At 30.7% G+C, this 12,479-nt stretch carries 9 protein-coding genes and 1 tRNA gene; 5 read left to right on the top strand and 5 right to left on the bottom strand.

Features of this window, described 5'->3' with window-relative positions; all coding sequences use genetic code 11:
- Window positions 1–2: 2 nt before the first annotated feature.
- Window positions 3–1,064 carry a Dihydroorotate dehydrogenase (quinone) gene (gene pyrD, locus NOVO_07140; protein ID AIL65772.1) on the top strand — a complete coding sequence of 354 codons (1,062 nt, stop codon included), beginning with the start codon at window positions 3–5 and terminating at the stop codon, window positions 1,062–1,064.
- 202 nt (window positions 1,065–1,266) lie between these two features.
- Here pyrD and NOVO_07135 read toward each other — a convergent pair whose 3' ends face one another.
- Entirely contained in the window at window positions 1,267–2,067 is an 801-nt protein-coding gene (locus tag NOVO_07135) for a Uracil DNA glycosylase superfamily protein (GenBank protein AIL65771.1), read from the bottom strand.
- A gap of 14 nt (window positions 2,068–2,081) precedes the next feature.
- Here NOVO_07135 and rluD point away from each other — a divergent pair, with 14 nt between their 5' ends.
- From rluD to NOVO_07115, 3 genes are all read left to right on the top strand, one after another.
- Complete coding sequence (gene rluD, locus NOVO_07130; protein AIL65770.1) at window positions 2,082–3,062, top strand: Ribosomal large subunit pseudouridine synthase D; 981 nt, start codon at window positions 2,082–2,084, stop codon at window positions 3,060–3,062.
- 327 nt (window positions 3,063–3,389) lie between these two features.
- Window positions 3,390–3,782: a Transposase gene (locus tag NOVO_07120; GenBank protein ID AIL65769.2), complete on the top strand. Its 393-nt coding sequence runs from the start codon at window positions 3,390–3,392 to the stop codon at window positions 3,780–3,782.
- The gene (locus tag NOVO_07115) at window positions 3,746–4,243 is read left to right on the top strand and encodes a hypothetical protein (GenBank protein AIL65768.1); all 498 of its coding nucleotides are present in this window, start codon (window positions 3,746–3,748) and stop codon (window positions 4,241–4,243) included. Before NOVO_07120 ends, NOVO_07115 begins: the two co-directional genes overlap by 37 nt.
- On the opposite strand, the gene NOVO_07110 is transcribed toward NOVO_07115, so the two are convergent.
- The 3 genes from NOVO_07110 to NOVO_07100 all read right to left on the bottom strand — a co-directional run bounded on the left by NOVO_07110 (window position 4,240) and on the right by NOVO_07100 (window position 9,326).
- Window positions 4,240–6,213, bottom strand: coding sequence for a hypothetical protein (locus NOVO_07110; protein AIL65767.1), 1,974 nt, complete (start codon window positions 6,211–6,213; stop codon window positions 4,240–4,242). The two genes, NOVO_07115 and NOVO_07110, sit on opposite strands and share 4 nt — an antisense overlap.
- A gap of 1,325 nt (window positions 6,214–7,538) precedes the next feature.
- Window positions 7,539–9,215 (bottom strand): putative ABC transporter ATP-binding protein, encoded by a 1,677-nt coding sequence (locus NOVO_07105; protein ID AIL65766.1) that lies wholly within the window; start codon window positions 9,213–9,215, stop codon window positions 7,539–7,541.
- Window positions 9,216–9,251: 36 nt separating this feature from the next.
- Window positions 9,252–9,326: transfer RNA gene (locus tag NOVO_07100), tRNA-Thr, on the bottom strand.
- A gap of 426 nt (window positions 9,327–9,752) precedes the next feature.
- Between NOVO_07100 and NOVO_07095 the strand changes: the two genes are divergently transcribed.
- The gene (locus tag NOVO_07095; GenBank protein AIL65765.1) at window positions 9,753–10,184 is read left to right on the top strand and encodes a hypothetical protein; all 432 of its coding nucleotides are present in this window, start codon (window positions 9,753–9,755) and stop codon (window positions 10,182–10,184) included.
- 154 nt (window positions 10,185–10,338) lie between these two features.
- Here NOVO_07095 and NOVO_07090 read toward each other — a convergent pair whose 3' ends face one another.
- Window positions 10,339–12,369 (bottom strand): putative O-linked N-acetylglucosamine transferase, SPINDLY family, encoded by a 2,031-nt coding sequence (locus tag NOVO_07090; GenBank protein AIL65764.1) that lies wholly within the window; start codon window positions 12,367–12,369, stop codon window positions 10,339–10,341.
- Window positions 12,370–12,479 lie beyond the last annotated feature (110 nt).

Below are 12,479 nucleotides of genomic sequence, written 5' to 3'. Positions count from 1 at the left end.
TCGTGAACTACTTTAAATTTATTAAACCATTTTTATATTCTTTACCTGCTGAAGCTGCACATAAGGTAGCTACTTGGGTTTTAAAACATAATCTTCTTCCTAAAAATAATATCAATTATTATCCCAATTTAGCTAACACAGTTATGGGTTTAAATTTTTTTCATCCAATTGGACTAGCAGCTGGTTTTGACAAAAATGCTGAATGTATATCTGGCTTATTGAATCAAGGTTTTAGTTTTATAGAGACAGGAACAGTGACTCCTAAAGCACAAGCAGGTAATCCTAAACCTCGTATGTTTCGTTTGACTGAGGATCAAGCTATCATTAATAGGCTAGGATTTAACAACAAAGGCGTAGATTATTTTATTTCTAAATTATCTACCTATCAAAAAAAAGCGGTGGTAGGAGTTAATATTGGTAAGAATAAAGATACTACTGAGTTTATAGATGATTACATATTTTTATTACGTAAATTATACCCATATAGCTCTTATATCACACTAAATGTTTCTTCTCCTAATACGCCAGGACTTCGAGATTTACAACATAGCACACAATTACAATCTCTATTACATGAAGTAGCAAAAACACGCCAAGAATTATCTTTATCTTTTAATAAAAATATACCTATTTTATTAAAAATAGCTCCAGACCTCAGTAATGAAGACATAGAAAATATAGTGCATATAGCATTAAATAATAACATTAATGGTATTATTATTAGTAATACTACTATTCAAAGAAACTTTCATTTAAAGAGTCATAATGCACATCAAGCTGGCGGATTAAGTGGTAAACCCCTTTTTAATTTATCTACCCAACTCCTCAGATCAGTATATAAACTAGTTGGAAATAAAATAGCTTTAATAGGTGTGGGAGGAGTATCTTCCGGCTATGATGCTTATCTTAAAATTTTATCAGGTGCTTCATTAATCCAAATCTATTCTTCCTTAATTTATAATGGCTTTGGTGTAATAGAGTCTATTAATAAAGAATTAAGCTATTATTTAGAACGAGATGGATTAAAAAATATTACTGAAGCTGTGGGAAAAGATGTGACTTAGCCTATGGTTCTTAGCACCTATAGTAAATTAAGTTGTATTTTGGACGAGGTAAGAATAAAGCGAATCCTACAAAAATAGTAGCTTCAAATGGAGATGACACTCGTAATGAGGAGCCTACGCCTACTATAGCTAAGAGAACGACGAATGACGCCGTATGCAAATTCAAATGTTTTTACTATATACCCACGTCCGCAAGTTCAAATCAATTTACTATAATACCATTTTGATCTATAAATTCCCTCATCTTTAATAAATCTTGCCACACTAACCTTTTTTGTGAAGGTTGGCGTAAAAGATAGGAAGGGTGATAAATAACAATAGTAGGTATTGGATTATTTAAATAATCATTAGAGTACTCATGTATTCTAGATCTTAACTTTGATACGGCTTCAGTAGTAGCTAATAAACTGCTAACTGCTGTAGCGCCAACTAAAACTAACAGCTTAGGATTAACTAATGCTATATGTTTTTCAACAAAAGGGAGACACATAGCAATTTCTTCTGGTGTAGGCCTACGATTCCCTGGAGGACGCCAGAAAATGCTATTACTAATATATATATTTTTTTTCCTAGATAAATCTATATATTCAAGCATGTTATCTAATAGTATACCACTTGCTCCACAAAAAGGTATACCTTGTAAATCTTCATTGGCACCAGGGGCTTCTCCAATAAACATAATTTCAGCTTGGTTATTTCCATCACAAAAAACTGTATTGGTTGCTGTTTTTTTTAAAATACATCCATCAAACTCTTTGACTATTTGCTCTAACTTTGATAAATCATGACAATTCTCTACTAGATTTTTAGAATGCTTGATAATATCTAAAACTGGAGTAAAATGGGTTACTGGTTTTGCATGTTTAATATCTGGAATATTTTGTGATACGTGAATTTTTTTTTCTTCGTTAATTGAATTTTGTAATAAAGAATGCGTATTATTAGATACGATTTCGTCAACTCCCATTTGATGATACCATTTTAATAATGTTGTTATAGGCATAAATCTTATTTATTATGATTATTAATTCAACAATTAGCTTAACACCAACAGCAAGTGAACAAGGGCTGCGAGTAGATAAATTTATAGCAGAGCGTCTTAAATATCTCTCCCGCACTAGAATTAAAACTTTAATAACTAGCGGCTATTTAACCATTGATAATTGTATCATAGAAGATTGTAACACATCTGTCAAATTAGGATCTACATATATATTAACCATACCTCCTCCTGTAGAAACCTATATAAAGCCTAATGAATCTTTAAAAATCAACATTATATATGAGGATAAATTTTTATTAGTCATAAATAAACAAGCAGGGTTAACTGTCCATCCTGGGGCTGGTAACCATCAAGATACCTTAGTAAATGCTCTACTTGCTTATTATGGAGATAGTCTATCCGCAATTGGTGGACGTTTAAGACCAGGCATTGTGCATAGATTAGATAAAGATACTAGTGGATTAATGGTAGTAGCAAAAGATGATCCTACCCATCACTCTTTAACCAAACAATTAGCATCCCGCACATTAACAAGAATATATCTAGCTGTCGTTTTTGGAGTACCCAAACCATTACAAGGCACAATCACTGGTAATATAGGTAGACATAATCAAGATCGTAAAAAAATGAGCATTCTAAAGACAGGAGGCAAAGAAGCAATTACCAACTATTCAGTACAACAAATTTTTTATAATAATATTGCCTCCTTAATAGAATGTAAACTAGTGACCGGTAGAACCCATCAAATTCGGGTACATTTCAGTCATTATGGTCATTCTCTAATAGGTGACCAAACATACGGTAATAATAAACGTAAATTATCAAAATTATTTTCCGAAGAAATACAAGAAAAAATCTACAATTTTAATAGACAAGCGCTCCACGCTATATCTATAGGATTTATTCACCCCATTACCAAAGAACATATGCAATTTACTACAGAACTACCAGATGATTTACAAAACCTTGTACAAATATTATCCGATGCAAAATAAAAATATTTTAATAATTTAAAGTTTTGAAGAGTGATTAGAATAGAGCCAAAGAAACTTATCGTTTGAGCAGATAAGGAAATATATTAATAATTAAATTTTACTATAAAGCACTAGTGTCCAATCGTTCTTGATTTATCCTCTTTTCTAGGAATAGTAGGTTCAGAAAGATGTTTTGTTTCCATTCCCTTCTTTAATTCTTCTATTATACCTGAGTGTTTAATAAGTACTTCTGGATCAGTATTATCAGACATACTATAGTAAATTAAGTTGATAAAGACATGATATATGATATATTAAAAAGCTCATAAACCCAAAACAGTAGAAGCAATGGCATATTCCTTAGATTTACGTAAAAAAGTAATTCACTATGTTAATAAAGGTTATACCAGAGAAGAAGCTGCAAGAATTTTTGGCATAGGTGAAAGAACAATTTATAGATGGTTATCGAGATCGAAATCCGGGAATTTAGCAGCCACACGAGCAGCTAAGACATGGAAGAAGCTTGATCCAATCAAATTATTAAACGAGGTGTCTAAAAACAGCAATTGGCTATTATCTGATTTTGCAAAGGTTTTTAATGTGTCTACAGCTGCTATCTGTTTGGCATTCAAGACTTTGGGGATCACACGAAAAAAAAGACCACACTCTATCGTGAACGGGATGAAGCAAAACGGCAATTATTTTTGGCAGCTATCGCAAACTATAAAGCGGAAGATATAGTTTATATTGATGAGAGTGGAATTGATAGCTATTTGTACTATTCTTGGGGATACAGTCTCAGAGGAAGTAAAGTTTATGGTGATATCTCAGGTAAAAAACATGATCGAGAAAGCTTTATTGCAGGTAAGGTTGGGAAGAAAATTATTGCGCCAATGTGTTTCAAGGGCACATGTAATACAGAAGTTTTTAACGAGTGGGTTAGTCAGTGTTTGGTGCCCGAACTAAGATTTGGTCAAGTTGTAATACTTGATAATGCAACGTTCCATAAGTCAGCTAGAACTAGGAATTTAATAGAAGATATAGGCTGTAAACTTTTATTCTTACCACCTTACTCTCCTGATCTCAACCCAATTGAAAAATATTGGGCTCATTTAAAAGCTAAAATCAAACCTATCATTACTAATTTTAATAACCTTAGCGATGCTATTGATTATGGCTTCTCTATGCCATTCTCAACTTAATTGACTATATATGCAATAGCAGCTATCTTAATTGGTATCATTAAATATGCTTCGTTCTTATACATATTAGGCATTTCTTGAGCAATAAGTTGCTCTTGTGTTTCATTAATCACTTTATTAGTTTTTAATGCTTTAATTTTATTATTAGCTGCTGTCACTTCCATTATAGGTTGTAGAATTTTTCTTCTATCCATTGGAAATCCTTCGCTTGTTACCTTTAATGTCCCATAACAACCAATTGTTGCACCACCAGAATATACTCCTCCCGCTTGCCCAGCAGTGTGACCTGACTTTAAAATCTGCTGATCAATATTCTTTATATCAATTTTTAATTTGTTTGCGATAGCCCAACTAGTCTGGTCATGTTCAGCTAATCCCGTTCTATCTTTCCCACTTGCACACATAGTAAGCACTTCAGACTTGGGAACCAAACCTAAAATTTGATCCTTAGAATTTAATATTTTATTATTCAAATAATTCATTTTCTTTGAAATATCCGCACTTATGTTATTCTTGTCATTTCTTCTTAGGAAGAATACATCTGCTTTTTCTACATTTTTCCTTAAATCAGAAGCTATTTCCAATATTTCAATAGCATTTGGAGACAAATTATGAGTTTCTTTTACTTGATTTAACAATTTCCCAAAATCATTTTTTCGTTTATTATTAAATAACCTAGCGAAGAGTCCAACAGGTTTTAAATGTGCCTTTATCTCTTCAAATTCCTTTTCTTTTGGTAAGTTATCAGCTAAATTATTAAGTAAATCTTTAGTTCCTTGTAAGTTATTTAAGGGAGCAAAAATTCTAAATTTATTAAAAGCTGTATTAGTATGAATTCCTCCTACATTGCTCATAGCTCTGTTGGTAAGTAATACTATTTTTGCATCTTGTTCTGGGATATTTACTTTTATACTACCACTGTTTAGAGTGTTGGTATGTAGAACATAATCTTTCCCCATCCATTCTTGAGCTTGTTTAGCGTTCAAATCAGTAATTCTTTGCCTAGAACCATTATCACGTGAAATAGAAGCAAGAGTTCCGGCATGCTTGGAACTATGAAGGATTTCAAAATCTTTATTATCTGTATCGGAAATAGCTGTAATTTTTTCAAAAGCGTTTTTCATACCCACAATTTGCCTTAATTGGGTTGAAATAACATAATTACCCTCAGTTATTTTATCCACATATCTATTAACTAATTCTTGTTCCCAAAGCGGCATTTTGGTAAACCATTTCTGATGATCCCTATTTGTATATTCTGTCTTTTGTTCCTCAGTTATACCTTTTAGAGCCACTTCTGCTTCAACAATTGTATGTTTTTTACCTTTATGATCTATAATCTCTGAAAGAGTAGCTATATTAAAATGTTCATCATTAAAATTTTGAAAATCTTTAGCAATATTTATTTTTTGATAAGGCTCATCAATACCGTTTTTTTCTAGAAAATCCATTATATTGCTGATCTTATTTTTGACATTAACGGAAATTTCTTCTTGTGACTTCCCTTGATTATTTTTATGAAAACTATTAATAAATTTTACTGCTTCCTTCATTAACTGATCTTTAAGTTCAGCTTTATTTTCAATTTCTACTACTTCAATAGCTGCTCTTATTACATTTAAATATTGCATTTCAAAACCTTCAGTATCTAGAATACGGTTTTGATGAGGATTATTTCTACCATCTCTTATCAATATAGGAGTATTACTGTTTGTACCATCAATCTTAATAAGTTTTATACCTGTTTTTTGTTCTCGTAAAATTTCTAAATTTTGTAGTGCTTCTGTGAAATTGTTATTCTCCACTGCTTTATTGATTTTATCTCTATCTGTTTCTAATGGTGTACCAAAATCAGTTTCAGATTTCAAAAATCTAGTAATTTGATCGATAAGAAAATTTTTATCTTGATCTGCCTTTTCTTTTAGAGAAACGTTTAGTATTTCCATATTTTGTTCTATAGAACTTTTCATATAATCTACCTCATTCCACTGATAAACCACTTGCTATATTTATTTTAAGATATTTTCCTTCTTTAATAGTATTATCCGTGCTAAATAAAACATATCTTTATTAATTATATTACTTAATCAAGCTATTATTATATACACCTATAAGGTAAAATTTTTATTAAAATCATCAAAAATATTAATAAATAACTTTATCCAAGTAATCATTAATAATATAGCGACGAATGACAACATATATAGGTAAACATGTTTTCAAGTGTACATATAGATTCTAAGTTGTGTGAAGTTTTCTTTAACGAATCCATATAAGAATGCCTACAAAATTAAGGAAATTTAAGAATATATTTGCAGATTTATCAAATCTTGAGAATATTCTACGAAAATGCTTAATTTTACCAAAAAAACATTCAATCAGATGGCGCTCCTTATAAATATGCTTATCATGAGGACGTATTACTTTACGATTCTTCCTAGAAAGAATAACCATTTCGCAATCATTTGTTTTTAAGCTTTCTATCAATTTGTTCTAGCCATATACGATATGGCCTCTATAAATTTTCTTAGCTTTTTTTGATTTTTGCTTCTTATGTCTTTTCTTTTGCTCAATTGGTAATAAATTTGTTTCCAATCATTATTTTTTATGTAATACTGCATATCGGTAGTTTGTTTATAGTTTTTACAACTTCAAACTACCACTAATCTCAGTATTTTCAACCTTTACATGCTAATACATCTCTAGAAAACTTCACATAACCTAAAGCAGCTGCTACTTTTTTATTAAGCAATTTACCCATAATTATTTCCATATTTTATTATAATATAGGGGATTAAGTTGTATTTGGAACTAAGAGCAATAAGCGAATCCTCCAAATGGAGAGCTTTGAGCTAATTGCGTCCCGGATTCAAATCAATTTACTATAATTATTATTTCATAACCGTATTAAGAATATATTACTAAATAATTATTTTATTTTCTTATATATAAAATATATCAAATTTTATTAAAAATGCTTAGAAGGAGATACGCATAATAAATAATTTATGGTAGTTAGAGAGTTATAATGGAGGTTGTTTTCAAATTTTTCTTGGAGTTGTTATGTGGAGAATGGTACAAGGTAATAAACGATGTGTACGAATAGAGCTGTAAGAGCTAGGAGCGACAGCTAATAATGATTAGCTTAGCCCCGCTCAACGACGTTGCATTTTAACTTAATTAACATAGGCATATTTTTCTATTAATAATTATTATCATTATATTGCATACCCAATTTTTTCTCCTAATGTAAATCACCCCATAGGTATATTATAAAAATTATATTAATTTCTTTCTAACTTGCTAGCCTTTTATATTTGATACGAGTTGGAGCAAGGTTATTGACTCCTATCCTTCTTTTTCTATCCTCTTCATAATCCAAGTAGTTTCCTTCAATAAACACCACTTGACTATCTCCCTCAAAAGCCAATATATGAGTAGCTATCCTATCTAAAAACCATCTATCATGGCTTATAATAATAGCTGAACCAGGGAAATCCATTAATGCCTCTTCTAAAGCACGCAAAGTATCTACATCTAAATCATTTGTAGGTTCATCTAGCAATAAAACATTATTACCTTGTTTTAACATTTTAGCCAAATGCACCCTATTTCTTTCTCCCCCCGATAAGCTGCCTACAGACTTCTGTTGATCACTCCCTCTAAAATTGAAAGCCGCACAGTAGGCACGGCTTTTTACCATTTGTTTTCCTAAAGTAATCTCTTCCTGTTGATCAGAAATCTCTTCCCACACTGTTTTAGCGTCATCCAGCCTATCACGAGATTGGTCAACATAACCCAAACTAACGGTTTCACCTAGCCTAAATGTTCCACTATCAGGTGATTCTTGCGCTGTTATTATACGAAATAAAGTGGTTTTACCAGCACCATTTGGCCCTATAACCCCTACAATTGCACCAGAAGGTACTGTAAAAGTTAAATTGTCAACAAGAAGCCTATCACCAAAAGCTTTGCTAATATTTTTACATTCTAAGACAATCTCTCCTAAACGAGGCCCTTCCGGAATAACAATTTGTGCTATCTGCACTTGCCTTTCTCTCTGTTTATTAGCCAATTCTTCATAAGCTGATAAACGTGCTTTGCTTTTAGCTTGCCTTGCCTTAGGCGATTGCCTTACCCACTCTAATTCACGCTGCAGCTGTTTTTGTCTATCACTTTCTGATTTTTCTTCAAGTTGTAATCTAGATTGTTTTTGTTCAAGCCAAGAAGAATAATTACCTTCCCACGGTATTCCCTGCCCTCTATCAATTTCTAAAATCCAAGAAGTGACATTATCCAAAAAGTAACGATCGTGCGTAATTAATACTACCGTCCCTGTATATTCTTTTAAAAATCTTTCAAGCCATGCCACAGATTCAGCATCAAGATGGTTTGTAGGCTCATCTAATAATAACATATCGGGATGCTCTAACAGTAACTTACATAAAGCTACTCTACGCTTTTCTCCACCAGAAATTTTGGTAACATCATTATTACCAGCTGGACAACGCAATGCATCCATAGCTATTTCAATTTCCCTATCCAAACTCCATCCATTACAAGCTTCTATTTTTTCTTGTAATTCGCCTTGGCGTATAATGAGATCATTCATTTCTTCATCTGTCATCTCTTCAGCAAATTTTGCACTCATTTCATTAAAGAGATCTATCAATTGTTTCTTTTCTTTAACTCCATCCAGTATATTTTCCAAAACATTCTTCTTTGGATCTAATTGAGGTTCTTGAGATAAATATCCAACTTTTATACCAGCTGCCGACCATGCCTCACCCATAAACTCTTTATCAATACCTGCCATAATTTTAAGTAATGTAGATTTACCAGCACCATTTGGACCTATAATACCAATTTTTGCTCCAGGCAAAAAAGATAACCAAATATTTTTTAAAATTTCTTTTGTGTGATATGATTTAGATAAACCTTTCATCACATACACATATTGGTAATTAGACATTAGACTCTCCTGAGGAAGGCAGTTTAAAACTTCAGATGGTGCCGGATGTCGGGATTGAACTGACGACCTACCGCTTACAAGGCGGTTGCTCTACCACTGAGCTAATCCGGCGTAATTTCTATTCTTTTATTCAATAATTTTATAAAATACAAGCAAAATTATTCGTTTTTTCGTTTTTATACTCTATTTTTGCTATATCTTGTATATTATTTGGTTTTATATATAAAATTTTATCAATAATTTAGCATGGTGGTAACGTTAAATTTAATACAAAGTTTTATAATATATCAATATAGTTAATTTATTAATTACCAATATAATCAATATATATTAATATTATTCATATAATATTTGTATATTTTATTGACAATCATTAAACTATTTTATATTATTGGCACATAATTTAGTTTATTTTTCTGATAAACATTTAATTTAACTAAATAAAATAACTTGTAATTTTGAATGATTCAGTATAGATCAATAACACACATACAATATTAATATATTATTTGATAAGTGGTTAGTAAAGGGATTATCATGGAACAAACCAATTTTTTAATAAATTTCGAACAATTATTAGATAATAAAGGTATTGATATAGATGAGTTTTGTACTTTATCAGGTATAAACTATTATGAGTTAGAAAATATAATATATAATCGCATTATTAGTATCTCTAATAGTGTAATACAAAAAATTTGTACTACTTTAGAATGTACAGTTGAAGATTTATTTGCAGCTACCATTAATGATACTTCCGATGAAAACGAGATTGAAGAAGGCAATTATAAGAAATTATTATCACATTTTAATAATATTAATTTAGAGTTGTTTTTTGAAACTATAGCAAAAGTTGATGCAATAATTGACTCTGAAGGCAAGAAAATCTCTTCTCACGATAAAGCCAAAGCTTACATAGCGTTTTATGAATTAGCTGATAAGCTTATTGGTAACGCTAGCTCTTTTTAGAGTATAGGAATTATAGCAAATTAACTTGTTATTTAGGCTAGAAGAGACGAGTTGAATTGTATAAATAGTAAATTGATTTGAACTTTTAGACGCAGTTAGCTCAAAGCCTTCCTACTATAGTAGTCTTTGCTCTATCTAAGCTTCCAAATACAACTTAATTTACTATAGTCAAGTATTTTTGTAAATTTCCTGATATAAGATCATGCATTAATTCATGCATTTCTTTAACTAATTCTTTTTCGTTATTAAATAATACATCATTCCTTTCCATAATCAACTTACTTAACCTATCATATAATTCTTTGTTATTTGCTATTTTTACTGCGATTTCTGCATAATGTACTTTATCGTGCGCAATCATATCTTCTATATTCATCAATTTGTAACACGAATATGTAACTCTACTACGTAAAGATTCCATAGGTAACGTAATCACAGGTATGCCAAGTCCTAACATAAAATAAGATGTTGTTCCCCCACCAAAATGAATTGGATCCAAAATTACATGTGCCTTTAATAACATCTGTTTAAATTGATCCCTATTAAGCCAAGGTATAAATATTACTCTTTGATAACTCTCCGGCATAGTTTTTGCAAATCTTCTACATAATATTTTAGCAAAATGCTTTAGTTTTGCATCATCAAATAAAATTATTATCCCATTTGGATCTGCCTGTAATATATTAGCCATGATTTCATCAAATTCTGGATGGATTTTATATAATGTCATTGGACATACATAATAAGTACCATCTGGTAAATTTAAAAATGATAAATCGGTTTCAAACTCCGGTAACTCTGGCCTTGCTATTAATGCGGGCAAATTATCTAATAATATTAATGTTTCACTATAATGCTCTTTAGCATTTACAGGTTCAAAATTTCTACTAGATATATAATAATCAATAGTACTTAAACCAGTTGTTACAGGATGACCAGATAAGCAACATTGTATAGGCGCAAGACGTGCCATAGCCAAAGCATATGTTTCCTCATTCATCCCTATATCAGTATAAATCAATATATCAAGCTCTTCTTCAGCCACTATTTTAATTGCATATTCATGATTACTCGGTAACTCTCTGTAAAGAATTTTTCCCTCAATTAAATTTTGTAATGCTGAGTCTTTCTTACGTTTTTCTGTAAAAACTATTATTTCTAAATCATCTAGATCGCCGAGCTTTTTAATTAATACGTTAAAGCATTTACCTACAGAATGCTCCCAAAAATAGTGCGAAAGAAAGCCTACTTTAATTTTTTTCAAAGACTTTGATTGACTTATCTTCATTACATGAGGTGCGACATAGTTAAAATATTGCATATTTTTTTTATACAATACATTAAACTTAGAAACCAATTCCTTATCATTAAAACCATGATACGCCAAGTGAAATAATGGGTTTTTTAACATACCACGCAGAAGTGTTATATTATTTGCATAAGAATTTTCCAATGTTGTATTTAACAAAAGATCTACTTCTTTCTGTACCCATTCTCTCATTAAAGTAAGATCTTCATATGTTTCAACTATTACGGGTATTACAATAGCCATAAATGGTATACGCATTACCGTAGTAGCATTTTTCTGAATAAGCTTTTCATATAAATCTTTCAATTCATTAGGTAACTGAGAAGAAGATAAGCATACTGCTAAATTTAAATAAAATTGCAGTTCATCTGGATTTAATTCTATAGCCTTTAATAAAGCATATTTGGCACCTATATTATCTCCTCGTAAAATACAATTATAACTCAATATATTGTATAAATCACTATCATTTGGAGAACATTTGATTGCTTCCGTAATACAAGTATGTGATAATGAAAGTTTTGATAATTTATTATAAACAATTGAAAGATATTTATAATATAAGGCATTTTTAGGGTTTTGGGTTATAGCATTAGTCAGTAAATTAGCTGCTACATCATATTGTCCCGTATCATACATTATTAGCCCACATAAAAACAAAGCTCTATGATTTTTAGGTTGATGTACTAATATTTCCTTACCTAAATGTGCAGCATTCACCAAATCACCTTGCTTATAATAACTTTCTGCTAACTCAATATAATGGTTAACTTTTAGAGAAAATGTAGATGATTGAGAGATATCAGTATGATAACAGCATTTTTTATATTTCTTCCCACTCCCGCAGGAGCAATCGTCATTACGTTTGAGTTTCATAACTACCTTATAATTATAAAAATAGCATATTACTATACAAACGTTAACTAATTGTTTAAGAAAAGCTTAATATAAAATTATTGTACCCAAATAAATTTTATAAGGGCACA

This window comes from Rickettsiales bacterium Ac37b (genome assembly GCA_000746585.2).
Taxonomy (GTDB): domain Bacteria; phylum Pseudomonadota; class Alphaproteobacteria; order Rickettsiales; family Arcanibacteraceae; genus Ac37b.
Note: the sequence above shows the minus strand (reverse complement) of the source record. Positions and strands in the feature narration are given on the sequence as shown.

Coding starts and splice junctions, on each gene's coding strand:
- NOVO_07090 (AIL65764.1), bottom strand. CDS start 12,369: ATGAAACTCAAACGTAATGACGATTGCTCCTGCGGGAGTGGGAAGAAA.
- NOVO_07095 (AIL65765.1), top strand. CDS start 9,753: ATGGAACAAACCAATTTTTTAATAAATTTCGAACAATTATTAGATAAT.
- NOVO_07110 (AIL65767.1), bottom strand. CDS start 6,213: ATGAAAAGTTCTATAGAACAAAATATGGAAATACTAAACGTTTCTCTA.
- NOVO_07135 (AIL65771.1), bottom strand. CDS start 2,067: ATGCCTATAACAACATTATTAAAATGGTATCATCAAATGGGAGTTGAC.
- NOVO_07105 (AIL65766.1), bottom strand. CDS start 9,215: ATGTCTAATTACCAATATGTGTATGTGATGAAAGGTTTATCTAAATCA.
- NOVO_07120 (AIL65769.2), top strand. CDS start 3,390: ATGGCATATTCCTTAGATTTACGTAAAAAAGTAATTCACTATGTTAAT.
- rluD (AIL65770.1), top strand. CDS start 2,082: ATGATTATTAATTCAACAATTAGCTTAACACCAACAGCAAGTGAACAA.